This window comes from Geobacillus genomosp. 3 (assembly GCF_000445995.2).
GTDB lineage: Bacteria > Bacillota > Bacilli > Bacillales > Anoxybacillaceae > Geobacillus.
On the sequence record NC_022080.4, the window covers coordinates 834,197 to 859,241 of the forward strand.

Below are 25,045 nucleotides of genomic sequence, written 5' to 3' on the forward strand. Positions count from 1 at the left end.
GAATGGCAGTGACAACGATTAAAGATATTGCCAAAGCGGCAGGGGTTTCGATTACTACGGTTTCACGTGCGTTAAACGGCTATTCCGACGTCAATGAAAACACAAGGCAAAAGATCATTGATATTGCCAAGCAACTAAACTACAGCCCGAATACGCTCGCGCGTGGACTTGTCATGAATAAATCGAAAACGATCGGATTGCTCGTTTCCGGATTGACAAAGGAAAGTGCCAAGGACAATTTTACGTTTGAGGTGCTAGCCGGCGTCAACGAATATGTAAGTGAAGTCGACTATGATATGGTGTTGTTCAGTACGACGTCGACGAAACAGCGGGAAAAAACGTACACCCAACTGTGCCGGGAGCGCCGTGTTGATGGAGCAATTTTGCAAGGGATCCGCACCGATGACCCGTACTTGCATGAAGTCGTGGAGAGCAACATTCCGTGTGTTCTGATCGATATTCCGATCGAGTCGAAGACGGTTGGCTATGTAACGACAGACAATGTGCTTGGGGCGAAAAACGCGGTGCGCCATTTAATTGAACTCGGGCATAAACGAATTGCCATGATTAACGGTTATGAGTACGCCTTTGTGAGCGAGCAGCGGCTGAAAGGATTTAAGGAGGCGCTTCTTGAGGGGGGGCTGCCAGTACGGGAATATTGGATTGCAAATGGGGCGTTTCGTGAAGAAATTGCCGAGCAGGAAGCGTTGCGGTTGCTTCAGCACTACCCAGAAATCACAGCGTTTTTTTGTGCCAGCGATTTAATGGCGCTCGGCGTTATTAAGGCCGTAAAACGGCTTGGAAAGCGGGTGCCGGAGGATGTCGCGGTCATCGGTTATGACGACATTATTTTAGCCTCATACTCCTCGCCTTCGCTATCAACAGTCGCACAGGATAAGTTCGCTATGGGGTATGAAGCTGCTAAGTTGCTGATTGCCATGTTGGAAGGAAAGGCGGATTCGCACGTGAAAGTTTTGCAAACAGAGCTGAAGATCCGGGCATCGACGGCCAAGGGGGAGAAGTAGCCGCTGCGTTATTTGCGAAGGTCACAAGGGATATATTTTTTTTAAGGAAAAACGGAAACGTTTCGGGATAGAAAAGAAAGTATATTCGGTAATCAAAACGTTTTCTTAATCGTTTTCTTTTTGTTTTAATCCCAAAACGTTTTGGTATTGTGTATAAAATTGGAAAACATCAAGAGGAGGAAGTAACATGGATTACCGTGTGATCAAGGAAAACGACTTATTTTTGCTGACAGACGGTGAGGGGAATATCCCGGAGCACCATCCATACGGGCTTGGTTTATACACGAAAGATACCCGTTTTTTAAGCAAATGGGATTTGCGCATCAACAGAGAAAAACCAGTGTTGCTGTCGTCTGACGCCGCAGAAAATTATGCCGCCACGATTTTGTTGACGAACCCGCATATGGAGAAAAACGGGGAAGTTATATTATGGCGTGAATCGGTTGAAATTGAGCGAAAGCGCTTCATATACGGCGATGTTCTCTATGAAACGATGAAATTAAAAAACTATAATCCAAAGCGGGTGCAGTTTGAAATCAATGTACATATGGATGCGGATTTTGCTGACATGTTTATTGTTCGCGGATTTCAGACAGGGGAAGTTGGAAAACGGACCGGACAGATAATCGGCGATCGCTCGTTAACGTTTGGCTATGTGGGGAGCGACGGGATCAGGCGGGCAACACGAATCACCTGGGATCGGCCGGAAAAGGCAGTGTTTGAGCACGGAGAAATCTCTTTTCATTTTGTTCTCGAACATGAGGAGGAGCAAAGTATTACTTTTACGATCGCACCGCATATAGGAGAAGCGGAAGAGAAACAACCTGTTCCGCCGGAGGAGGCGTTTCGCCGCCTGAGAAAATCGTATCAACGCTGGGAAGAGAACATAACGAAAATTACAACCGATGACCGCCATCTTGAACGCCTTGTCCATCGCGGGATCATCGACTTGCGGGTGCTGCTGACCGACTTAGGATATGGACAGTTTCCAGTAGCCGGGTTGCCGTGGTTTGGGGTGCCGTTTGGCCGTGACAGTCTTATCGCTGCGCTGCAACTTCTTCCGTTCAATCACGAAGTGGCGAAAGGAACATTGCTGACGATGGCCCGATTTCAGGGAAAAAGGGAAGATCCGTGGCGGGATGAGCAGCCGGGAAAAATAATGCATGAAATCCGCTTTGGCGAGTTAGCCAATACGAATCAAATTCCATTTACCCCTTACTATGGAACGATCGACGCCACACCGCTGTTTTTAGTGTTGGTGACAGAGTACGTAAAATGGACTGGAGATTTTGCTCTTTTCAGCCAGCTGCGCGGGCACATTGATGCGGCGCTTGCCTGGATTGATGAGTACGGCGACCGCGATGGCGACTTGTTTGTTGAGTATCATCAGCAATCGAGCAAAGGAATTGCGAACCAAGGATGGAAAGATTCTGGGGATTCGGTTGTCCATCGAGATGGCGAATACGCGCGTTCTCCGATCGCCCTCGTCGAGGTGCAAGGGTATGTATACCAAGCGAAAACAGCACTGGCCGACATTTTCGAGCATCTCGGCGAGCGGGAGCGAGCCGATGAATTGCGTCGTCAAGCGGAGGTGTTGAAGGAGCGGTTTGACGAGCACTTTTGGATGGAAGATGTACAGTTTTACGCCATCGCTTTAGACGAAAAGAAAGAACGAGTCGGCACGGTGACGTCAAACCCTGGGCATGTACTGCTGTCGGGAATGCTGAATGAAGAGCGGGTCGAGGCGGTTGTTCAAATGCTTTTATCTGCAAAGATGTTTTCCGGCTATGGGATCCGCACGATGGGGGAAGGAGAAGCAGGGTATAATCCGATGAGCTATCATAACGGGAGCGTATGGCCGCACGACAACAGCTTGATTTTGCTTGGCCTCGGCAAGCTAGGAAAGCATCATGAGGTGAAAACAGTGATTCAAGGGTTGACGGAGGCGGCGAACTACTTTGAATATGACCGACTTCCGGAACTGTTTTGTGGATATGGGCGCTCGGTCGGCAAGCCGGTTCGCTACCCTGTCGCCTGCTCGCCGCAGGCATGGGCGGCCGGAACGCCGCTAGTGTTTATTCAAACCTTGCTAGGATTGTTCCCGAATGCGCTTGAAAAGAAAATTTATTTATCTCCGATACTGCTTGATACGATGAACGTGTTGCGGGTGGAAAACATCTCTATCGGTGGTGGGCGGTTGTCATTGACCGTTATGCGCGAGAAGGAAAAGCTCAACGTCCAAATCGATGAAAATACGACAGGCTGGGATGTTGTCATTTGTTAAAAACGGGGGAAGGCTCCCCTTTCCCTGTGAATATAAACCATTTTTAGGGAGGTTGTTTACATGGGCAAAACAAAGTGGATGGCGACGCTAGGCATTACGACATTGCTGTTTGGCAGCCTTTTGACCGGTTGCGGCGGTGGTGAGGAAGCGAAACAGGCAAACGGGGACAGCAAACAAGGGGAGAAAGTGGAGGTCACATTAGCCGGCTGGGGCGGCAATCCGAGCGAGCAAAAGCTACTGCAGCAAACGCTCGACGATTTTGAGAAAACACACCCTAATATTAAAGTCAAATATGAGGTTATTGCCGATCAATATATGGATGTCATTAAAACCCGTTTAGCAGGGGGACAGGGGCCGGATGTTTTTTATCTCGATGCGTTTGAAGCTCCGGCTCTGATCGAAACTGGGGCGCTCGAGCCGCTTGACAAATATGTGACCGATGAGTTTGATATTGACGACTTTGAAAAACCGATGCTCGATGCATTTAAAGGGAAAGATGGGAAAATTTATGGATTCCCAAAAGATTATTCGACGTTGGCGCTGTTTTACAATAAAAAAATGTTTGAAGAAGCAGGCCTTGAGGTGCCGAAAACGTGGGATGAACTGCGAGAGGTAGCGAAAAAGCTAACGAAAGGGAAAGACGTATATGGGTTTGGCGTTGCCCCGGAATTAGCCCGCTTATACTACATTGCCGAGTCGAAAGGCGGCAAAGTCGTGACGGACAATAAGGCAAGCTTCGCTGATCCAAAAGTCGTCGGAGCGCTTCAGCCGATTGTTGATATGCATGTAAAAGATAAGTCGGCAGCTCAGCCGAATGAAGTCGGGGCGACATGGGGTGGCGAGATGTTCGGCCAAGGCAAGGCCGCTATGGTGATTGAAGGAAACTGGGCGATTCCGTTTTTGCAAGATACGTTCCCTGATGTAGAGTTTGGAACAGCAGAGATCCCGATGATCAATGGCAAAAAAGCAACGATGGCGTATACGGTAGCCTATGTTATGAACAAAGATTCCCAAAAGAAAGAAGCAGCTTGGAAACTCATCTCGTATTTGACCGGGAAGGAAGGCATGAAAACATGGACAAGCAAGGGCTACGCCTTGCCGACGCGCAAATCGGTCGCTGCTGAACTCGGGTTTGACAAAGATCCGCTGCGAGCACCGTTAGTTGCCGGGGCGCCGTATGCAACTGTATGGCAAAATGGCACGAACTTGCCCATTATTGTCAACAACTTCAATAACCAGTTCATCAGTGCTTTCTTAGGGGAGCGACCGCTTGCTGACGCATTGAAAGAGGCAGAAAAAACAGCGAACAGTGAAATTGAAAATAGATAAATGAAAACAGGCCTCCGGCAGGAAAAAAGCTTCTGCCGGAGTGCTGTTCCTTTCTTTCTGGCAGCAGCTCCACGGCTGCGTTAGAAAGAGGGGGACAGCGATTCGATGGCAAGGGGATGAAAAAGGATGAAGCAGACATTAACGAAAAAAATGTGGCGGGAAACAGGATCGGCTTACTTGTTCTTATCTCCAGCTTTATTTGTTCTTCTTTTATTTATTATCGGTCCGATCGTGTTCGCGGTTTTTTTGGCATTTCATAAAGTGCAATTGTTGGGGGCGACATCGTTCGAGTTCGTCGGGTTTGATAACTTTACCCGCATAGCTAACGATACCCGGGCGAAAATCGCGCTGTGGAACACGCTGAAATATGTAGTGATTGTCGTTCCGTGCCAAACGATTTTGGCTCTTGTGTTAGCCGCTACCTTAAATGCCGGGTTGAAAGGAGAAAGATTTTTCCGTATCGTTTACTTTTTGCCGACCTTGACTTCTTCGGCGGTATTGACGCTTATTTTCATGTGGATGTACAACCAAAATGGCTTAATTAACCATGTACTTGAAGCAGTTGGACTGCCGACATATAACTGGCTCGGCGATCCAGATGTCGCGTTGAATGCGATCATGATCATGAACATTTGGTCAACGGCTCCGTACTTTATGGTCATTTATTTGGCGGCATTGCAAGATATTCCTGATTCCTTGTACGAAGCGGCGGAATTAGACGGGGCTAACGCCTGGCAGAAGTTTTGGCACGTCACTGTCCCGTATTTGCGCCCGGTCACATCGTTTGTAGTGATCATGGGACTGATCGGCACGTTCCAATTGTTTGACCAATCGTATATTTTCTCAGCTGGTTCTGGCGGACCGAACAACTCTACGTTAACCGTTGTGCTTCTTATTTACCAATATGCGTTCAAAACGCTAGGAACGATGGGGTACGCTGCTGCATTGGCATTTGCGTTGGCCATCATTATTTTAATCGCTACATTGCTTCAGCGGAAGTTATCGAAAGAGGAGTCCCTTTATTAAGGAGTGGAGGACGAGATGAAAAGAAAAATACGGATTGGAAAAGCGCTACTGTATGTTGTGCTTATCATCTATGCGATCATTACGCTCATTCCGTTTTTATGGGCGTTGTCTTCCTCGTTCAAGACACTCGAGGAAATTGTCAGCGGAACAATGTCTATTGTTCCAAAACAGTTCACATTGGATAATTACAAACAAATTTTTGTTGAGCAGGAACTATTCCCACGCTGGTTGTTAAATAGTGTAATTATTGCCGCGGCAGTGACTGTGCTCAATTTATTATTTAATTCTATGGCCGGCTATGCGCTGGCGCGGTTGCAATTTCCCGGGAGAAAACCGCTGTTTCTGATCATTTTAGCCGTCTTAATGATTCCGGCACAAGTGACGATGATTCCAAACTATTTGATTTTAAAGCAGCTTGGTTGGTTAAACTCGTATCAAGGAATGATCGTGCCGACGATGATTAACGCCACGTTTATTTTCATGATGCGGCAGTTTTTTATCAATTTTCCGAAGGAATTGGAAGAGGCTGCAGAACTCGATGGACTTGGCCGGCTCGGAATCTTTTTCCGGATTGTGCTACCGCTCGCCCGCCCGGCGTTGGCGGCTCAGGCCATTTTCGTCTTTATGAGTTCATGGAATGACTTTATGCGTCCGCTCATTATTTTGTCTGATCCGCAGTTGTTTACACTACCGCTTGGCCTTAACAGCTTCAAAGGGCAGTACATCAGCTATTGGAATTATATTATGGCAGCGTCCATGGTGTTTACGCTGCCGGTGTTGATCATTTACGCCTTTTTCAACCGCTACTTCATCAAAGGCATTTCGTTTACAGGTGGGAAATAATGGTTGTCCTGTACAATGGTTTGCCGATCATGGCAAGAAGGGGCTGTTCGCCAAACGGGAGGTTTTGTCCTCCTTTGGCGGCAGCCTTTTTTCGTACGGCATATCCGTGAAAAAAACGCACATCATATAGGTGGAAATATGGACTTCACAGGAAAGTCAGCGGGCTGGCGCTGCTTGGCAGCGCTCTTGCTGCTTGGCTGATCCGTCCGGAAAGAGAGGAAGGAGGAAGAGGATGAAAGCTGTCACATACCAAGGTATAAAAGATGTCGCCGTCAAACAAGTGCCCGACCCAAAAATTTTGAAAGAGGATGACATCATCGTAAACATTACAAGCACCGCCATTTGCGGCTCGGATCTTCATTTAGTGCACGGCATGGTGCCGAACATGCCGGAAGATTTTATTATCGGCCACGAGCCGATGGGCATTGTCGAGGAAGTCGGGCCGGCGGTGACGAAAGTGAAAAAAGGCGATCGCGTCATCGTGCCGTTTACGATCGCCTGCGGGCAATGTTGGTATTGCCAGCACGGGCTTGAAAGCCAGTGCGATGCGTCCAACCCGAACGGCGAATCGGGGGCATACTTTGGCTATTCTGAAACGTTTGGCGGCTACCCGGGCGGGCAAGCTGAATACTTGCGCGTGCCGTTTGCCAACTTCACTCCGTTTGTCGTCCCGGACGATTGCGAGCTCGAAGATGAAAAGCTCTTGTTTTTGTCAGATATTGTCCCGACCGCGTTTTGGGGCGTCGATGAGGCAGGGGTGAAAGACGGTGATACAGTCGTCGTGCTCGGCTGCGGTCCGGTTGGATTGTTGACGCAAAAGTTCGCCTGGCTGAAAGGAGCAAAACGCGTCATTGCCGTCGATTACATCGACTATCGGCTCGAACATGCGAAAAAGACGAATAAAGTTGAGACGATCAACTTTACCGAATATGAAAACACCGGCGAATACATTAAGGAGTTAACCGGTGGCGGAGCCGATGTCGTCATCGATTGTGTCGGCCTAGACGGAAAAATGACGCCGCTTGAATTGATCGGCTCGGCGCTGAAGCTGCAAGGGGGAGCGATGGGAGCGATTGTCATCGCTTCACAGGCGGTGCGCAAAGGCGGAACGATCCAGCTTGTCGGGGTGTACGGTTCACGGTACAATCAGTTTCCGCTTGGTGATTTGTTTTCGCGCAACATTACGCTGAAAATGGGGCAGGCGCCGGTCATTCATTACATTCCGACGCTGTACGAATGGATCGTCGAAGGAAAGTTCGATCCAACCGATATTATTACGCACCGTCTTCCGCTTGATAAGGCGCAATATGCGTACGAGATTTTCGATGAAAAGAAAGACGGCTGCATTAAAGTTGTGCTCAAACCGTAGTGGCGCATAAAGTCGGTGCGGCTGAGAGACGATAAGAAAAAATGCGGAAGGAGGATGTGTGTGGCCAACATCGCGTTCCCGGTCGCCCGCCTGCAGGATGGGACGCTTCGTCAGTTGCAGCAGCTTGAACAGCGGCTGCGCGAAGAGACCGGAGAAGAAATTGTGCTTGTCGCGTACCAGCGGGAAACAATGGATGAGGAGGCGAAGTGATGATGAAACGGAAGGTAAAGTTCGACGCCGCAAAGAACAACAATAAAACACCGACAGAAAGCTTGCCGGATACCGAATTTGCGGCCCAATACGCCGGCGAGGAAGATATGATTCGCGGCGCAAACCGCAACTCGAAAAAAGGCCGCCAAGGAGGCGGAGATGGATAAACAGGATCGGGAACGGCCCGCTCGAATGAATGAAGAAATGGCGTTTGAATGGGGCGATTTCGCCGCCCACGAGCCGCTTTGGATCATCGAGGAACAAAAACGGGCGAAAGAAAACGAAAAGAAGCGCAAAAAGCAGGGATAACGCTCCCTGCTTTTTCATATGAAGCGCAAAAAGCGCGATACGATCATTGCGCGGTCCTATCCCTTGCGCTTGACGGTTAGGCGGATGCCGAAGCGGACAAGGCGGACAGCGGTGCGGAAAACAGTGTCGCACCGGCGCCGGACGGGTCAAAATACGCGACGATGGCAGTTGGCGCCCATGAGAGTTGCTTTTTCGCGGCGTAGCGGCCGACATCGACCGGCACGATTTCCACGACCGTATGTTTAAACAGCTCCTTTTCTCCGAGCCCAAGGGCGGCAAAATCCGCCCCGAGCGCCTCGGGCCGTTCGAGCAGCGCGCGGTAGACGGCCGTGCGCGCCGTTTTGTCCGTTTTCTCATTCCACCACGGTTTGCGCGGCTTATATTTTTGATTGCGCAAGTAATCGTATTTCATGAGCGACTCGGCGACCGGCAGCGCGTCCGGGACGGCTGTGCGCAAAAATTCATGCAGGCGGCGGAACAAGTCTTCCAGTTGGTGGCCGATGCGCGCCCAACCGCGCTCATCCCAATACGTGCCAAACTGCTGGAAAAAGTCAAACGGCGACGGGAAGACGTCGGTCACCAAGTACTCGATCGTTTCGTCCATCCGGTGGGAGTTCGAATATTTTTCAAGCACGTCCTCGACTTGTTTAATGCGGATGACGTCATCAAACGACAAGACGTTGTTGCTTAACACTTCATACGGTGCATGGTCCATATAGACGTAGCCGTATTCATGGGCGCGCAGGCGCAGGCCGGTGCCGCGCAGCAGCTTCAAAAATCCAAGCTGCAGTTCCTCTGGACGGAGGGCGAACACGTCGTTGAACGTCTTTCGAAACGAGTCGTAGTCTTCTTCCGGCAGGCCGGCGATCAAATCCAAGTGCTGGGCAATTTTCCCGCCTTTTTTAATCATCGTCACCGTCCGCGTCAGTTTGGCAAAGTTTTGCTTGCGCATAATGAGTTGGTTCACTTCATCGTTTGTTGACTGAACGCCGATTTCAAAGCGAAACAGTCCGGGCGGCGCTTCGCGGTTTAAAAACTCAATCACCTCAGGACGCATGATGTCGGCCGTAATTTCAAACTGAAATACCGTTCCGGGCACATGTTCATCAATTAAAAAGCGAAACATGTCCATGGCGTAGCTGCGGCTGATGTTGAACGTCCGGTCGACGAACTTGATCGTCCGCGCCCCGTGCTGCATCAAGTAGCGCAAGTCGTCTTTAATTTTTTCACGGTCAAAATAGCGGACGCCGACTTCGATTGAGGATAAGCAAAACTGGCAGCTGAACGGGCAGCCGCGGCTTGTTTCGACGTACACGACCCGGTTCGGAAGATGAGGAACGTCTTCCGGGAAGCGAAACGGTGACGGCATGTCGGCAAGGCGGATTTTATTCCGCTGCGGATTGATGACAATGCGCTCTCCATCGCGAAACGCGAGCCCGGCGACATCGCGGACCTCTCCTTGGCCGTCTAAAGCGAAAAGCAGCTGTTTAAACGTTTCCTCCCCTTCGCCGATGACGATAAAGTCAAACTCCGGCACCCGTTCCATCCATTCGCGCACATCGTACGACACTTCCGGGCCGCCGGCGACGATGAGGATGTGCGGTGCCGCTTTCTTTAGCATCTTTACGACTTTGACCGTCTCTTCAATGTTCCAAATGTAGCAGCTGAAGCCGATGACATCCGGCCGGCGTTGGTACAAATCGGCGACGACATTCAGCGCCGGGTCTTTGATCGTATATTCAACGAGCTTGACGTCAAACTCCGGCATTGCGTATGCTTTTAAATAGCGAATGGCGAGGTTCATATGGATGTATTTGGCGTTTAATGTCGTACAAACAATGTTCATTGTAACAAAACTCCTTTTATCATTGTACTAACCTTTCATTATAACGCAGTTTAGCCAAATGAAAAAGATGAAAAAACTTGTCGGACGTTGTGAAAAAGATTTTTGAAAAATCTTCGTAAAGAAAGGGAGGAGTAAATTTTTCCACATCGAATATATATTTAGTTGACATGGTTTGAATAGACAAGGAGAGATTCATATGGCCCAAAGCCTTTCTCCCCGTGAAGAACAAAATGCGACGCCAGATGTACGGCTGCTCGAAGAAGAAAATCGGCGCCTAAAAGAGCGGTTAAACAGCTATTCCATCATTTTTGAGCGGTCGCTTGATGCGATTGTCATCCTAAACAAAAATGGTGAATTTGTCGACGTCAATGAAGCGGCATGCAAGCTGTTTGAAATGGATAAGTTTCACTTGATCGGTCGTTCGTTTTCCTCGTTTTTGGAGCTCGTGCCGCCGGATATTTTATTATTTCAGCAGTCGATGCTGCAAAAGTTCGGTTCGTTCAGTGACGAGCTGCTCATCAAGCTGCCGGACGGCAAAGTGAAGCATATCGAATTTTCCATGAAAAAGGATGTGTTTAATGAGTTTGACCTCGTTATGATGCGCGACGTCTCAGCTCATAAAGCGCTTGAGCGCGAGCGGATCATCCACGAGTTTTTGTTTAAAGATGTGTTTAACCGCGCGGTCGACGGCATCGTCATTTTTGACGAATTCGGGCGGTTTATTGACGTGAATCCGGCGTTTTCGATGAGCTTGAATTTGGAAAAAGGAAAGCTGCTCAGTTTATCATTTCAGCAGTTTGTCGCCCGCGAATGCGCCGATGAGTTTGCCCGCTTGCTGTCGGAAGTGAAGGAAAAAGGGACGGCCAAAGGAGAATTGTCGCTTGTCCGTCTGGACGGAACAGTGAAAATGTTTGAACTGACGGCGACGTCGAACGTTTACAGCGGCTTTTACATGGCCATTATGCGCGATGTGACCGAAAGGAAAAATATGGAGATTAAATTACAAAAAAGCGAAGAACGCTTCCGGGCTATTTTCGAGCAAGCACACGAAGCGATTCTCATTTGGGATGATTTCGGTTACATACTAAACGCCAATCCAGCGGCGAGCCGAACGTTTGAGCTGCCTTTGAACTTGCTTGTGCGCCGTAATTTGCTTGATTTTGTGCAATATGGGGATGAAAAGGTAAAGCGTATTTTCAGTGAGTTCCGCCGCAAAGGGGAAATTCGCGATGAATTAACGTTCCATATGCCAAACGGCGAGGATAAACAACTCGAGTTTACGATGAAAAAAGGGGCGATTGACGGCTATCATTTGACGATTTTCCGCAATGTGAGCGAGCGAAGGAAAATCGAACGTGAGCTGCGCGAAAGCGAGCAAAAGTTTCGCAGCATTTTCGACCATGCGATGGACGGCATTTTGCTGTGGGATGAGAAGCATCGCATCATCGACGCGAATCCGATCGCCTGCGACTTTTTCGCTGCCGCAAAAGAAACGCTGCTCGGTCAAACGGTGATGGAGCTTGTTCCAGAGCGGGCGCGCCGCCAGCTGAATAAGCTCCTCCAGCAATGCCAGCGCGCCGGCGAGGCGAACGGTGAAGTTGAGTTTTCTGATGAGGGAAAGGGGAAAATCGTTGAGTTTTCCTTGAAAAAAGAAGTCATTCCTGGCGTAGGGATGATGAGGTTTCGCGACGTTACGGAGCGCAAAGAAATGGAGTTGCAGCTGCGCAAATCGGATACGCTCAATGTCGTCGGCGAGCTGGCTGCGGGCATCGCCCATGAAATTCGCAACCCGATGACGGCATTAAAAGGCTTTATCCAGCTGCTGCAAGGAAGCATTGACGGCGACTATTCGATGTATTTTAATGTCATTATGTCGGAGTTGAAGCGGATTGAGTCGATCATCACCGAGTTTCTTGTCCTGGCCAAACCGCAGGCCGTGCAATACAAGCAAAATGATATTTGCAAAATTATGCAAGATACGATCGATTTGATCAGCGCCCAGGCGATGATGCATAACGTGCAAATCATTGCCGATTTCGACCGCGGGCTGCCGCCGGTGTATTGTGAGCCGAATCAGCTGAAGCAAGTGTTCATTAACATTTTGAAAAACGCCATCGAAGTGATGCCAAAAGGCGGGGACATTACGGTGCGCATCGCCCGTGACGGCTGCCATGTGCGCATCTCGATCACCGACCAGGGGTGCGGCATTCCGAAGGATAAAATTAAAAAGCTCGGCGAGCCGTTTTATACGACAAAAGAGCGCGGCACCGGGCTCGGCTTGATGGTCAGCTATAAAATTATCGAAGAACATCAAGGGAAAATTGACGTGGAAAGCGAGGTCGGCGTCGGCACGACGTTTCATATTACGCTGCCGATCGAACGAACGGAAAGAGAGGACAACGATGACGATTGATTATGCAGTATACCGTTCAGAGCTGCTCGGCGATATTTACATCGCTTCTGACGGCGATGCGATTGTGAAAGTCGAACTGTTTTCGAAAGAATGGCGCGCGTTTGCGAGCGGGCATCCGGTTGTAGAAAAACGGTCGCCGCTTTTGGAACGCGCGCTTGCGCAGTTGGATGAATATTTTCATGGCCGCCGCCAAGCGTTCGCTTTGCCGCTTCGGTGGCAAGGCACGGCTTTTCAACAAGACGTGTGGAAGGCGCTGTGCCGCATTCCGTACGGCGAAACGGCGACCTACGCCGATATTGCCGCGCAAATCGGCCGTCCGAAAGCGGTGCGCGCCGTCGGACAGGCGAACCGGGCGAATGAACTGGCCATTGTCGTTCCGTGCCATCGCGTGATCGGCAAAAACGGCGCCTTGACCGGCTATGCCGGAAGCCGCACCGATGTGAAGGAGAAACTGTTGGCGCTCGAGCGGCGCCACAAATAGACGGAATGGTGGAAAAAAACGCCGCCCCCGGGGCTCGAGTCCACAGGGGCGGGATCGGGCGTTATTTTTTTTGCCAATGTGACAGGGCGAGGGCGCCGACTAAAATGGCGCCTTTTATAATGTCCTGGGCGTAGTACGGGACGTTTGCCATCGTCAAGCCGTTTAACAACACACCTATCAAAATCGAGCCGAACAACGTGCCGATGACGTTCGGCTTGCCGGCGCCAAAGACGGAAAAACCGATGTAGGCGGCGGCGACGCCGTCCATCAAAAATGAGGCCCCAGCTGATACTTGCCCGGTGCCAATGCGCGAAGCGAGGACGATGCCGCCTAGGGCGGCGAAAAAGCCGCTGATGATGTACGCATACGTCCGGTAACGGTTCACCGGAATCCCCGACAGCCTTGCCGCTTCCCGGTTTTCCCCCGTCAAATAAAAGAGGCGTCCCGGTTTGGTGTATGTCAAAAACAAGTGGGCAGCAATGACGACGAATAGCATCAGCAAAACGGAAAACGGTACGCCGAACAGCTCTCCTTGGCCGATAAATAAAAAGGAAGGAATGAATTTGCCCGGCGCCGTGCCGCCGTCTGGCAGCGGCATATCGTTGTAAATCGAAAATCCTTTCGTATAGGTGAGTTGTACGCCGTTGATGGCATACATCGTCGCTAAGGTGGCGAGCAAATCAGGCAATTTGAATTTGACGATCAAGAGCGAATTGAGCAGTCCGACGGCGACGCCGAGCAACAGCGGCACGAGCAAGGTGACGAAAATTTCTTGACGGTGCAAGACAAGCGCCGCCGCACTGGCGATCGTCGCAAGGCTTACCGTTGAGCCGACCGATAAATCGAAGCCGTCAACGATCAGCGAAAACGTAATGCCGATCGCCACGAGCGTCACGATCGAAATCGAGCGCAAAATGTCGCTGAAGTTTTCATACGTGAAAAACCGGTCTTGTGTGATGCCAAAATAGGCGATCACGGCCAGAATGGCGAGCAATGTCCCATGTTTATACAAAAACTCAAGAATAGACGGCGCCGTTTTTTTCGACGGCGTCGCGGAAACGGCCGGCTGATTCATCGATTTCACCTCCACTGCAATAATAAACAAGCTGCTCGTACGTGAGTTCAGCGGCCGGCAGGCGGGCGAGCAGCCGACCGTCGACCATAATATAGATGGTGTCGCAAACCTCGAGCAGCTCATGACATTCGCTTGAAAAGTACAGCACGGTTTTCCCTTCATCAGCGAGGGTGCGGATGATGGAAAAGACGTCTTGTTTCGCGTGAACATCGATTCCTTTCGTCGGTTCATCGAACAAAAAGACGCGTGCGTTCGTGTTCAGCCATTTGCCGATCACGACTTTTTGCTGGTTGCCGCCGCTTAAGTGGCGGACAGCCGTGGCGCTTGACGGCGGATGGATGGCGAGCGAGCGAACGAGGGTATCGGCGGCCTCCGCTTCTTGTGCCCGCTTGATCCATTGCCAGCGCGCCAGGCGGGAAAGAAGGCGCACGGTGATGTTCGTCCGCACCGATTCGGGCAAAAACAGCCCTTGCTTGCGCCGTTCTTCGGGAATAAGGGAAAGTCCGGCTTCGATGGCTTCATAAGGTGACGAGAACACATAGCGCCGGCCATCGATTTCCCATTCGCCCGCCGTCTTTCGATGGGCGATGAGGCTTTCAGCAAGCTCCGTCTTGCCGGCGCCGACCAAGCCGGCGATGCCGACAATTTCCCCGCGATGGGCGTATAGGTCGATGGTCGTGCCGGTTTTGTCAATCGTGATTCCGCGGGCGGCAAAGGCGATGTCGCTTCCGTACGTGCGCGCCTGGTTGGCAGAGGTTCTTCGCTTCGTCCCGGTCATATGAAGGACGATGTCTTCAAGCGACAGGCTGCCGGCCGCGCCGTGATAGACGACGCGGCCGTCGCGCAAAATCGTCAGCCGGTCAGCGATTTCTTGCACTTCTTTCAGCTTATGAGAAATATAAATAAAGCCGACGCCTTGCTGTTTCAGCTCATGAATGATGGCAAACAGCCGCTTCGTTTCTGCCTCGCTCAGCGCGGCGGTCGGTTCGTCCAAAATGATGTAGCGCGCGTTTGACGACAACACTTTTGCCAGCACGATGAGCTGTTTTTCATGGAGCGAACAGTCGCGCACGAGCTTCGTCGGCGGGATGGAAAGGCCGACGCGGCGAAGCAGAGCGGCGGCCCGCTCTTTTTCTTGGCGCAGCGAGCGGATCGGCCGGTTTTTCACATCAGCGAGCTCGTCAGCCGCCAGGTTTTCGTAAACGGGCAGGCCGGGAAACAGCGCTGTGTCCACTTCTTGCACGACAAGGCCAATGCCGGCCTGCTTGGCCTCACGCGGCGATGAAAACGCGCATGGAGTGCCGTCGATCGTGATCGTGCCGGCGTCGGGCGGAACGGCGCCGGCCAACATGTTCATCAGCGTGCTTTTGCCGGCGCCGTTCATGCCTAAAAGGGCGTGGACTTCGCCCGGACGGACGTCGAAGTCCACGCCGTCAAGCACGCGCACGGCGCCAAACGATTTTTCCATGCCCCGCATTGACAACCCGTTCATTTTTTGTTCACCTGAGCTTCCAGCGTTTTCATCCACGGCGAGATGGCGACGTTCGATTGCCCCCAGCCCGGGATGTATTGCGAGAGATCGCTCATCGATACTTGTTTGTCCGGCAGGTCAGACCGTTTCACTAAATGCGGCTCGAGCGAGTAAATGTTCGGCGTTTTTTCACCAGCAATTTTTTGATAGGCGAAGCGAACTTGAACGCGGCCGACTTCCGCCGGATCCGTCGCCGTTGTCGCCACCCACGGGCTGTTTGGTTTTTGAATCATTTGCAAGTCCTCATCACTTAAATCGATGCCGTACACTTTAATTTCCGTGCGTCCGGCTTGTTCGATGGCGCGCACCGCCCCTTTGGCGAACTCGTCCCATGTCGCGAAGACGGCATCGATGTCGCCTTTATTCGGGTATTTTTTCAAAATCGCCTCCATTTGTGTTTGTGTATCCAATGCTGTATTCGAGCTCGCTGTGCCGAATTTAGCGATTTCTTGAATGTCCGGGTAGCGCTTTTGAAATGCTTCGTAAATGACGTGGCGGCGTTCCATCGGGGTGAAGCCGCCGACCCAAATCGTCACGATGCGGCCTTCGCCGTTTAGATCTTCGGCGAGCGTCTTTAACGTTTTCCAAGCGAGGCTATAGTCGTCTTGGTCGATGACGGTGACGCCGGGAATGTTCAAATCGTTGTCAAACGCCACAACCGGAATGCCTTTGGCGACGGCTTTTTTCACCGGCCCTTCGAGCGCATCGGCGCGGCCGTGGTCAAGCAAAATGGCATCGACGTTTTGCGTAATGGCCGTTTCAACATATGATGCCATCTTCGTCAAATCGTTGTCGGCGTTATACACTTGCACTTCGCCGCCGAACTTTTGCACTTGTTCTTTCACGCCGGCGATGTATTGCGAGGAGAATGTGCCGATCGACATTTGCATGATGGCGGCGATTTTCACCGGTTTTTTCAGTTGTTCCGGAATGGCCGCCTGCCCGCTGCTTGCGGCGGTGGAGCTGTTTGCCGATGAGGCGGCGCCTTGCTGGCCCGTTTGTTTCGTTTCGTTGGCCGGCTTGGCGCTCATGGCATCTTGCTCATTTGTGCAGCCGGCTAAGATGGAGAACACGGCAAAGAAAAGAAGAAAAAGGAACGATAAGGCCTTAAATTGTTTCATGGTGCTCCTCCTTTGTGAATAACGATGGCAGCGCCGTTTCGTAATGGCCGCGGACGATGCCTTTTTCGGTAATGATGGCGGTAATGAGCTCGTTTGGCGTAACATCAAACGCCGGATTGTACACGTTGACGCCTTCCGGGGCGATGCGCACGCCGGCGAGATGCGTCACTTCATCCGGATGGCGCTCTTCAATCGGGATATCCGCCCCTGTTTTTGTCTTGATGTCGATCGTTGACAGCGGGGCAGCAACGTAAAACGGAATGCCGAACGATTGGGCGAGCAAAGCGAGGCCAAACGTGCCGATTTTGTTCGCTGTATCGCCGTTTCGCGCGATCCGGTCGGCGCCGACGATGATGGCGTTGATGTGTTTCGCCTTGATCGTTTGCGCCGCCATGTTGTCGGTAATGAGCGTCACATCGACGCCCGCCTGCATGAGCTCCCATGTGGTCAGGCGCGCTCCCTGCAACACCGGCCGCGTTTCTAGGGCGTAGACGGACAGCTCGATTCCTTTTTCTTTTGCCAAATAAAACGGGGCGAGCGCCGTTCCGTAGCGGGCGGTGGCGATCGAACCGGCGTTGCAAATCGTCATCACCCGGTCGCCCGGACGGAAAAGGGACAAGGCGTATTCGCCGATGCGGTGGCACACATCCTCATCTTCGATTTGGATGCGGATCGCTTCGTGAATGAGCATTGTTTTCGCTTCGTTGACGGAAGCGGCGCTTTTCGCGGCGGCGACGAGCCGGTCGAGCGCCCAAAACAAGTTGACGGCCGTCGGGCGGGCGCTCGCTAAGTAGTCGCGGTCTTGTTGCAAGCGGCGCTGAAATTCGTCCACTGATTCGGTTTCATAGCGCGAGGCGGCGAGCGCCAAGCCGTAGGCAGCCGTGATGCCGATCGCCGGCGCCCCGCGCACTTTCAACGTCGCGATCGCCTCATGGACGTCTTCGAGCGTATGCAAGTCCATGTATTCGGTGATCGATGGCAGTTTTTGTTGGTTTAAAATCGTGACATGCGTCTCATGCCATTCGACAGAGCGCGGGATGACAAATGAGTTCATCGTCGTCTTCCTTTCTCGGTTGGTCGATTGGCCCGGGCTGGCGTTGGACGGCCGGCCCGGGCAGAGGGTGTCATCGTTCCGTTTCGACGAACAGGCGGCGGAAGCCGTCCGTTCCCGCCAGTTCGGCACGCTCAACGATCAGGCGGCGGCCGAGACGGAGTGCGTGCCGTTTCGCGGTGAGCCGTTCGACTTTTTGGTCAATGCCGTCGAGATCCGCCACATGGGCGAGGCCGATCGTCCGGCGGATGACCTCGCAGCCGGCAAAACCGACGGCGTCAACGAACGCCTGCCGCAGCACCTCATCAAGCAGTCCGGGCGTCGCGGCGTACGTTTCGACGCTTTCGGTGCGCCAAAGCTCCGAGAATACAGACGTAAAAACGTCCCACGTCTGGTCGATATGATCAAAGAGCGGACGGCGCTCCGATTCAGGGCGGGACAACGCATTTAACAGCAAGTTGGCGAAAAATTGGCCAAGGTCAAACCCGATCGGGCCGTAAAAGGCGAATTCCGGGTCGATCACTTTCGTTTCGTCGTCGCTGGCGAAAATGCTGCCAGTGTGTAAGTCTCCGTGCAGCAGTACATCCGCTTCAGTTAAAAACTTGCGCTTCAGCTTCGCTGCTTCGAGGCGGAGGCGGTCATCTTCCCAAAGCGCTTCAACGTCTGGGCGCAATTCGTCTTCAAAGTTGTTCGTGTCATGGTCGAAAAACGGATCGGTAAAGACGAGATCTTCCGTAATTTTGCATAGCTCTGGATTGACAAAGCTTTGCGCCAACTTCTTTTTCTCTTGTTGATTCATGCCGAAATCAGACGTGTAAAACGCTGTTTTGGCGATGAATTCGCCAATATGCCGGGACAAAAGCGGGTACGTTTTCCCTTCGATCAGCCCTTTGCGGGCGATTTGCAAGTGGGACAAATCTTCCATCACCGTGATGGCGAGCGATTCGTCAGAGTAGTAGACGTTTGGCACATATTGCGGCACATAGCTGGCAAACGTGCGCAGCGCGTTGCTTTCAATGACCGCGCGTTTTAATGTGAGCGGCCAGCTTTCACCGACGACTTTCGCGTACGGCAGCGCTTGTTTGATGATGATGCCTTGCTTTGTCTCTTGGTCGACGATATGAAACACTAAGTTTAAGTTGCCATCGCCGATCTCGCGGCACAGAAGCGGCGCCCCGTCGCGGAACAAGCCGAGGCGGACGGCGAGGGCGGTCGCTTTTTGTTCGGTGAGCGGTTCGTAAACAGCTGATTGGACAATCGTCATTTTCACGTTCCCCCTTTAGGTTTTGGCAAATGAAAAAGCCTCTTTCGCATACGGAAAGAGGCTTGAAGATGCATCGTCTTCGCGCCTCTTATCTTTCAGAAAGACATCGGTCTTTCTGTTGGACTTAGCACCGTGCCCTGCGGAAGCGGGTCGCTTCCGGCGCCGCCCTTGGCGTGCGCCCTATCTCACGATAGCATTACGGTCGGTTGCTGGGCTTCATTGGGCCAATTCCCTCAGCCAACTCTTGATAAGAGTACCGATCTGGCTATTGAGTTTTTGCAATTTTCACGATGTTAACAATCGTTTGGTTGCTTGATTCGAATGATACAGGTTGGGCAGGCGGATTGTCAATACGTTTTAAAAATTTTTTTTGCCGCCTCGTCGTAATCGCGCGGCCGGCGGTCGGCAAACACCGGGATGCGCGCACGGACCTCTTTAACGAGCGCCGGGTCGATGTCCGCTAGAAGAACGCCCGGCTTTTCATCGGCCTCGGCGATGATTTCGCCCCACGGGTCGATGACGAGCGAATGGCCGGCAAAGACGTTGTTCGGGTCGCTTCCGGCCCGATTGCAGGCGACGACATAGCATTGATTTTCAATCGCCCGCGCCATCAGCAACGTCCGCCAATGGTGAAGGCGGGGAAGCGGCCATTCGGCGACGACAAACAGCACTTCCGCTCCGGCTAAGGCGTGAGTGCGAATCCACTCCGGAAAGCGGATGTCATAGCAAATGACTCCGGCGCACGACAGCCCGCTAAGTGAAAATAAGCCTGGCTCGTTTCCCGGCTGCAAATACAAATGCTCATCCATCAGTTGGAACAGATGAAGTTTGCTATATTCACTGACGATTTGGCCGCTTCGGTCGGCGACAATCATCGTGTTCGTCACACCGGCAGCGGTTTTTTTGGCGACTGAGCCGGCGACGAAATGGACGCCATATGTTTGCGCCAGGCGGGAGGCGAACGCTTTCGCCCGCACGGCATCGTCATCGGCAATTTCGTCCAAGCGCGTCAAGTCATAGCCGGTCGTCCATAGTTCCGGAAGCACGACGATGTTGGCTCCTTCGTTGGCGACGGATTGCACGGCTGTTTCGGCTTGCTGTTCGTTCGTTTGCGGATCGCCAAACGCGATATCGAGTTGGAGGCAAGCGATGCGGATGGTCATTGTTTTTCACCCCAATGAAAAAAATTTGCTTTACATTTTGCTTTTTACGATATATGATTTTGCACTAGAATTTCAAGAATTTTTGAGAAGGAAGAATTTTTGAGAAGGTGTGGGCGATGACGATCGAATTTCCATTTTCCGAACTGCTTGAACAGCTGCCGAAGCAGTTTTTTGCTTCGCTTGTCGCCAAAGTGGGAGAGAAAATCAAGGCCGGGCATGATGTCATTAATTTAGGGCAAGGCAATCCGGACCAGCCGACGCCGAAGCATATCGTTGAGGCGATGCAACGGGCGGCGGCCAATCCGAAGTACCATAAATATTCGCCGTTTCAAGGCTACTCCTTTTTGAAAGAAGCTGTTGCCGCCTTTTATGCGCGCGAATACGGAGTTGAGGTTGACCCGACCCGCGAAGTCGCCATTTTGTTTGGCGGCAAGGCCGGGCTTGTCGAGCTGCCGCTTTGCCTCGTCAACCCGGGCGATGCGGTGCTCGTCCCGGATCCAGGCTATCCGGATTACTGGTCGGGAATCGCGCTCGCCCGCGCGCGGATGGAAATGATGCCGCTTGTCGCCGAGCAGCAATTTTTGCCCGATTACAGCGCCATTCCGGCGGCGGTCGCCGACCAGGCGAAACTGATGTTTTTAAACTATCCGAACAACCCGACCGGTGCGACGGCGACGAACGAGTTTTTCGCCGAGACGGTGGCGTTCGCCGCCAAGCACGGCATTGCCGTCGTGCACGACTTTGCCTATGGGGCGATCGGTTTTGACGGCAAAAAGCCGGTCAGCTTCCTCGAAGTTGACGGGGCGAAAGACGTCGGGGTTGAAATTTACACGTTTTCGAAAACGTACAATATGGCCGGCTGGCGCGTCGCGTTTGCCGTCGGCAACGAGCGGATCATTCGGGCGCTTGAGCTGCTGCAAGACCATTTGTACGTCAGCCTGTTCGGCGCCGTCCAGGAAGCGGCGGCCGCAGCGCTTCTCGGCCCGCAAGATTGCGTCAACGAGCTTGTCGCCCTGTATGAAGCGCGCCGCAATACGTTCATTTCTGCCTTGCGCGGCATCGGCTGGGAAGCACCGGCGCCGTCCGGGTCGTTTTTCGCCTGGCTCCCCGTACCGAAAGGATGGCCGTCGGCCGAGTTTGCCGATGTGCTCCTTGAGCGGGCGCATGTTGCCGTCGCTCCGGGCATCGGTTTTGGCGAGCACGGCGAAGGGTATGTGCGCGTCGGCCTGTTGACCGATGAGGCGCGGCTCTGTGAAGCAGCCGAACGGATCGGACGCCTCGGACTGTTTTGAAAAAAATGATTGACAACGGCGGCAAAGGCTGTCATAATTCAAAGTAAATTTGCCATACTCGCCAAAATCGTTTGACAAGTGTATAGTTACGCAAGCATTCTTATCAAGAGCAGGCGGAGGGACGAGCCCAATGAAGCCCGGCAACCGGCTTGGTACATTCAAGCACGGTGCTAATTCTTGCAGCGGAAACGCTGAGAGATAAGAAGAGCGCCATAAACGAATGACGCCTCTTCTTATGAAGAGGCTTTTTTCTTTGGAAAGAGGGATGAATGATGAGTGCAGTGATTGCAACGTATTTGCTTCATGACGAGAAAGACATTCGTAAAAAGGCGGAAGGAATCGCGCTCGGCTTGACGGTCGGCACATGGACCGACTTGCCGGCGTTGGAGCAGGAGCAGCTTCGCAAACATAAAGGGGAAGTCGTCGCTATGGAAGAGCTTGGCGAAAGCGAGCGGACGAACGCGTATTTCGGCAAGCGGCTGAAGCGGGCGATCGTCAAAATCGCCTATCCGACGGTCAACTTCAGCGCTGATTTGCCGGCGCTCTTGGTGACGACGTTCGGCAAGCTGTCGCTTGATGGGGAAGTGCGGCTGCTTGACCTTGAGTTTCCGGACGAGTGGAAGCGGCAATTCCCGGGGCCGCGCTTTGGCATCAGCGGCATTCGCGAAAAAGTTGGGGTGCATGACCGCCCGCTGTTGATGAGCATTTTTAAAGGCATCATTGGCCGCGATTTGGCGTATTTGACGTCCGAATTGAAAAAACAGGCGCTTGGCGGCGTCGACTTAGTGAAAGATGACGAAATTTTGTTTGACAGCGAGCAGCTGCCGTTGGAAAAGCGGATTACGGAAGGAAAGGCCGCGCTTCGGGAAGTGTATGAACAAACGGGCAAACGGACGCTGTATGCCGTCAACTTGACCGGCAAAACGTTTGAGCTGAAAGAGAAAGCGAAACGGGCCGCCGAGCTTGGCGCCGACGTGCTGTTGTTTAACGTGTTCGCCTACGGGCTTGATGTGTTGCAAGGGCTGCGCGCGGATGAGAACATCACCGTGCCGATCATGGCTCATCCGGCGTTTAGCGGCGCCATCACGCCGTCTGAGTTTTACGGGGTCGCCCCGTCGCTGTTGCTCGGCAAGCTGTTGCGGTTCGCAGGAGCTGATTTCGTCCTGTTCCCGTCGCCGTACGGCAGCGTCGCTCTTGAGCGCGAGCAGGCGCTTGGCATCGCCCGGGCGCTCACCGATGAACAAGAGCCGTTTGCGCGGGCGTTTCCGGTGCCATCGGCCGGCATTCATCCGGGGCTCGTGCCGCTTCTTGTCCGCGATTTCGGCCTTGACAGCATCGTCAACGCCGGCGGGGGCATTCATGGCCATCCGGACGGGGCGATCGGCGGCGGGCAGGCGTTTCGCGCTGCCATCGACGCGGCTCTTGCCGGCCGTCTGCTCCGCGAAGCGGCGACAGAAAACGAAGCGCTGCAAAAAGCAATCGACCGCTGGGGCGCTGTTGAGGTGGAAGCATGACAAGACAGCTTGTTCTCTTTTGTGATTTTGACGGCACGATTACGGAAAACGACAACATTATCGCTATTATGAAACAGTTTGCCCCGCCGGAGTGGGAGGCGCTCAAAGACGACATTCTCGCCGAGCGCATCTCGGTTCAAGAAGGGGTCGGAAACATGTTTTCCCTCCTTCCGTCTTCGCTAAAGGGCGAGATCGTCGATTTCCTGCGGCGCACCGCCCGTTTGCGCGAAGGGTTTCGCGAATTCGCCGCTTGGACGAAAGAGCAGGGCATTCCGCTCTATGTGGTGAGCGGCGGGATCGACTTTTTTGTCTACCCGCTGCTTGACGGGATCATCGAACGAGAGCGCATTTTTTGCAACGGCTCCGATTTCAGCGGCGAGACGATCCGCATCACATGGCCGCATGCGTGCGACGGCGAGTGCCAAAACGGCTGCGGCTGCTGCAAGCCGTCGCTTCTTCGGAAGCTGGCCCACCCGAACGGGTATCATGTCGTCATCGGCGATTCGATTACCGATTTAGCGGCGGCAAAACAAGCGGATTACGTGCTGGCGCGCGATTTTCTGCTCAAAAAATGCCAAGCGCTCGATTTGCCCCATGCGCCGTTTGCGACGTTTTTTGATGTGATGGATCATTTGCAGCAGGTGGAGGTGACGGCATGAGCATCGTCGTGCAAAAATGGAACGAGCTCGCCGAGGTGAAGGCCGAGCTTGCCGCCCGTGACTGGTTTTTCGCGACAAGCGGCAATTTATCGATCAAAGTGACAAACGATCCGCTCACCTTTCTTGTCACGGCCAGCGGCAAAGACAAACGGAAGCAGACAGACGAAGATTTTCTGCTCGTTGACGCCGCTGGCCGACCAGCGGAGCAAACACATGTAAAGCCGTCAGCGGAGACGCTGTTGCATACAAAAATTTATGGGCAGACGAACGCTGGCTGCGTGTTGCACGTCCATACGGTCGACAACAACATCATTTCCGACGTGTACGCCCAAAACGGGGAAGCGGTTTTTTCCGGCCAGGAAATCATTAAAGCGTTCGGTATTTGGGAAGAAAATGCCGAGGTGCGCATTCCGATCATTGACAATGACGCCGACATCCCGACGTTGGCCGCCGAATTTGCGAAACATGTCGACGGCGATACGGGCGCGGTATTGATCCATAACCATGGCATTACCGTCTGGGGCCGCGATGCATTTGAAGCGAAAAAACATTTGGAAGCGTGGGAGTTTTTGTTCAGCTGGCAGGTGAAGCGGCTGCTTCTGCAACGGGCCGCCGTGCCGCTAGCTGACTAATTGATACACTGTTAAAGGGGGATTTTGACGATGGCAGTCATCAAAGTGAAAAAAACGGGTCAAGTAATCGAAGGTGAAGACAATGTCCGCGCCTTTTTAAACAGCCAAGGCGTCTTGTACGAGCATTGGGACATTACGAAACTGCCGGAACATTTGCGCGACAAGTATGTGTTAAGCGATGAAGAGAAAGCGGAAATTTTGACGACATTTAAAGACGAGATCGAAGACTTGGCAGCGCGCCGCGGCTACAAAACGTGGGACATCGTCGCTTTGTCTGAGGCGACGCCAAACTTGGAAGAGCTGCTGAAAAAATTTGAACAAGTGCACGTCCATACGGAAGATGAAGTGCGCGCCATTACGGCCGGCCACGGCATTTTCATCATCAAAGGCGACAAAGAAACCGGTTATTTTGATGTCGAGCTGGAAGCGGGCGATGTCATTTCCGTGCCGGAAGGGAATCCGCACTACTTCACATTGATGGATGACCGGCAAGTTGTGGCTGTCCGTCTGTTTATCGATCCGTCCGGCTGGGTTGCCCATCCGTACGAAGAAAAAGAGGAAGTCAGCCACTAATGAACATACCCCGTTGCCTGTGCGGCAGCGGGGTT

The 25,045-nt window shown here is 52.6% G+C and carries 23 protein-coding genes and 2 riboswitches; of the genes, 16 read left to right on the plus strand and 7 right to left on the minus strand.

Annotation, left to right across the window (positions count from 1 at the left end):
- The first annotated feature begins 8 nt into the window (after positions 1–8).
- The 9 genes from M493_RS04345 (at position 9) to M493_RS18640 (ending at position 8,395) form a co-directional block, all read left to right on the plus strand.
- Complete coding sequence (locus tag M493_RS04345) at positions 9–1,025, plus strand: LacI family DNA-binding transcriptional regulator (RefSeq protein ID WP_023817529.1); 1,017 nt, start codon at positions 9–11, stop codon at positions 1,023–1,025.
- Positions 1,026–1,212: 187 nt separating this feature from the next.
- Positions 1,213–3,309, plus strand: a complete 2,097-nt coding sequence (locus tag M493_RS04350; protein WP_020959069.1) for an amylo-alpha-1,6-glucosidase — start codon at positions 1,213–1,215, stop codon at positions 3,307–3,309.
- Between the two features lie 60 nt (positions 3,310–3,369).
- Positions 3,370–4,638, plus strand: coding sequence for an ABC transporter substrate-binding protein (locus M493_RS04355; protein ID WP_020959070.1), 1,269 nt, complete (start codon positions 3,370–3,372; stop codon positions 4,636–4,638).
- A 126-nt stretch (positions 4,639–4,764) separates the two neighbouring features.
- Positions 4,765–5,664, plus strand: a complete 900-nt coding sequence (locus tag M493_RS04360) for a carbohydrate ABC transporter permease (protein ID WP_020959071.1) — start codon at positions 4,765–4,767, stop codon at positions 5,662–5,664.
- Between the two features lie 15 nt (positions 5,665–5,679).
- Positions 5,680–6,507, plus strand: a complete 828-nt coding sequence (locus M493_RS04365; RefSeq protein ID WP_020959072.1) for a carbohydrate ABC transporter permease — start codon at positions 5,680–5,682, stop codon at positions 6,505–6,507.
- A 232-nt stretch (positions 6,508–6,739) separates the two neighbouring features.
- Complete coding sequence (locus M493_RS04370; protein ID WP_020959073.1) at positions 6,740–7,876, plus strand: zinc-dependent alcohol dehydrogenase; 1,137 nt, start codon at positions 6,740–6,742, stop codon at positions 7,874–7,876.
- Between the two features lie 60 nt (positions 7,877–7,936).
- Positions 7,937–8,086: a hypothetical protein gene (locus M493_RS18635; RefSeq protein WP_020959074.1), complete on the plus strand. Its 150-nt coding sequence runs from the start codon at positions 7,937–7,939 to the stop codon at positions 8,084–8,086.
- On the plus strand, positions 8,086–8,253 hold the full coding sequence (locus M493_RS18515) for a hypothetical protein (protein WP_011230441.1): 168 nt from the start codon (positions 8,086–8,088) through the stop codon (positions 8,251–8,253). Before M493_RS18635 ends, M493_RS18515 begins: the two co-directional genes overlap by 1 nt.
- Positions 8,246–8,395 carry a hypothetical protein gene (locus M493_RS18640; protein WP_020959075.1) on the plus strand — a complete coding sequence of 50 codons (150 nt, stop codon included), beginning with the start codon at positions 8,246–8,248 and terminating at the stop codon, positions 8,393–8,395. The genes M493_RS18515 and M493_RS18640 overlap by 8 nt, the downstream gene beginning before the upstream one ends.
- Positions 8,396–8,471: 76 nt before the next feature.
- Here the strand turns inward: M493_RS18640 and M493_RS04380 are convergent, their stop codons facing one another.
- Positions 8,472–10,241: a B12-binding domain-containing radical SAM protein gene (locus M493_RS04380; protein WP_020959076.1), complete on the minus strand. Its 1,770-nt coding sequence runs from the start codon at positions 10,239–10,241 to the stop codon at positions 8,472–8,474.
- A gap of 196 nt (positions 10,242–10,437) precedes the next feature.
- On the opposite strand from M493_RS04380, the gene M493_RS04385 reads away from it, so the two are divergent.
- Both M493_RS04385 and M493_RS04390 read left to right on the plus strand, forming a co-directional pair.
- The gene (locus M493_RS04385) at positions 10,438–12,654 is read left to right on the plus strand and encodes a PAS domain-containing sensor histidine kinase (protein WP_020959078.1); all 2,217 of its coding nucleotides are present in this window, start codon (positions 10,438–10,440) and stop codon (positions 12,652–12,654) included.
- Positions 12,644–13,135 (plus strand): methylated-DNA--[protein]-cysteine S-methyltransferase, encoded by a 492-nt coding sequence (locus M493_RS04390; protein ID WP_020959079.1) that lies wholly within the window; start codon positions 12,644–12,646, stop codon positions 13,133–13,135. The genes M493_RS04385 and M493_RS04390 overlap by 11 nt, the downstream gene beginning before the upstream one ends.
- A gap of 61 nt (positions 13,136–13,196) precedes the next feature.
- On the opposite strand, the gene M493_RS04395 is transcribed toward M493_RS04390, so the two are convergent.
- The 6 genes from M493_RS04395 to M493_RS04420 all read right to left on the minus strand — a co-directional run bounded on the left by M493_RS04395 (position 13,197) and on the right by M493_RS04420 (position 20,340).
- Positions 13,197–14,210: an ABC transporter permease gene (locus M493_RS04395; RefSeq protein ID WP_020959080.1), complete on the minus strand. Its 1,014-nt coding sequence runs from the start codon at positions 14,208–14,210 to the stop codon at positions 13,197–13,199.
- On the minus strand, positions 14,152–15,702 hold the full coding sequence (locus M493_RS04400; RefSeq protein WP_020959081.1) for a sugar ABC transporter ATP-binding protein: 1,551 nt from the start codon (positions 15,700–15,702) through the stop codon (positions 14,152–14,154). The genes M493_RS04395 and M493_RS04400 overlap by 59 nt, the downstream gene beginning before the upstream one ends.
- Complete coding sequence (locus M493_RS04405; protein WP_020959082.1) at positions 15,699–16,862, minus strand: sugar ABC transporter substrate-binding protein; 1,164 nt, start codon at positions 16,860–16,862, stop codon at positions 15,699–15,701. The genes M493_RS04400 and M493_RS04405 overlap by 4 nt, the downstream gene beginning before the upstream one ends.
- Positions 16,849–17,916: an S-methyl-5-thioribose-1-phosphate isomerase gene (gene mtnA, locus M493_RS04410; protein WP_020959083.1), complete on the minus strand. Its 1,068-nt coding sequence runs from the start codon at positions 17,914–17,916 to the stop codon at positions 16,849–16,851. Before mtnA ends, M493_RS04405 begins: the two co-directional genes overlap by 14 nt.
- Before the next feature lie 70 nt (positions 17,917–17,986).
- Positions 17,987–19,177: an S-methyl-5-thioribose kinase gene (mtnK, locus tag M493_RS04415; protein ID WP_020959084.1), complete on the minus strand. Its 1,191-nt coding sequence runs from the start codon at positions 19,175–19,177 to the stop codon at positions 17,987–17,989.
- An 85-nt stretch (positions 19,178–19,262) separates the two neighbouring features.
- Positions 19,263–19,431: riboswitch (SAM riboswitch) on the minus strand.
- A 93-nt stretch (positions 19,432–19,524) separates the two neighbouring features.
- Positions 19,525–20,340 (minus strand): carbon-nitrogen family hydrolase, encoded by an 816-nt coding sequence (locus M493_RS04420; protein WP_020959085.1) that lies wholly within the window; start codon positions 20,338–20,340, stop codon positions 19,525–19,527.
- Positions 20,341–20,456: 116 nt separating this feature from the next.
- Here M493_RS04420 and M493_RS04425 point away from each other — a divergent pair, with 116 nt between their 5' ends.
- The 5 genes from M493_RS04425 (at position 20,457) to M493_RS04445 (ending at position 25,010) form a co-directional block, all read left to right on the plus strand.
- Positions 20,457–21,632: a pyridoxal phosphate-dependent aminotransferase gene (locus tag M493_RS04425; protein WP_020959086.1), complete on the plus strand. Its 1,176-nt coding sequence runs from the start codon at positions 20,457–20,459 to the stop codon at positions 21,630–21,632.
- A gap of 97 nt (positions 21,633–21,729) precedes the next feature.
- A riboswitch (SAM riboswitch) is annotated at positions 21,730–21,837 on the plus strand.
- 67 nt (positions 21,838–21,904) lie between these two features.
- Positions 21,905–23,146, plus strand: coding sequence for a 2,3-diketo-5-methylthiopentyl-1-phosphate enolase (gene mtnW / locus M493_RS04430; RefSeq protein ID WP_020959087.1), 1,242 nt, complete (start codon positions 21,905–21,907; stop codon positions 23,144–23,146).
- On the plus strand, positions 23,143–23,805 hold the full coding sequence (gene mtnX, locus M493_RS04435) for a 2-hydroxy-3-keto-5-methylthiopentenyl-1-phosphate phosphatase (protein WP_020959088.1): 663 nt from the start codon (positions 23,143–23,145) through the stop codon (positions 23,803–23,805). Before mtnW ends, mtnX begins: the two co-directional genes overlap by 4 nt.
- Positions 23,802–24,437 (plus strand): methylthioribulose 1-phosphate dehydratase, encoded by a 636-nt coding sequence (locus M493_RS04440; protein WP_020959089.1) that lies wholly within the window; start codon positions 23,802–23,804, stop codon positions 24,435–24,437. The genes mtnX and M493_RS04440 overlap by 4 nt, the downstream gene beginning before the upstream one ends.
- Before the next feature lie 30 nt (positions 24,438–24,467).
- Positions 24,468–25,010 carry a 1,2-dihydroxy-3-keto-5-methylthiopentene dioxygenase gene (locus M493_RS04445; RefSeq protein ID WP_020959090.1) on the plus strand — a complete coding sequence of 181 codons (543 nt, stop codon included), beginning with the start codon at positions 24,468–24,470 and terminating at the stop codon, positions 25,008–25,010.
- The last annotated feature ends 35 nt before the right edge of the window (positions 25,011–25,045 follow it).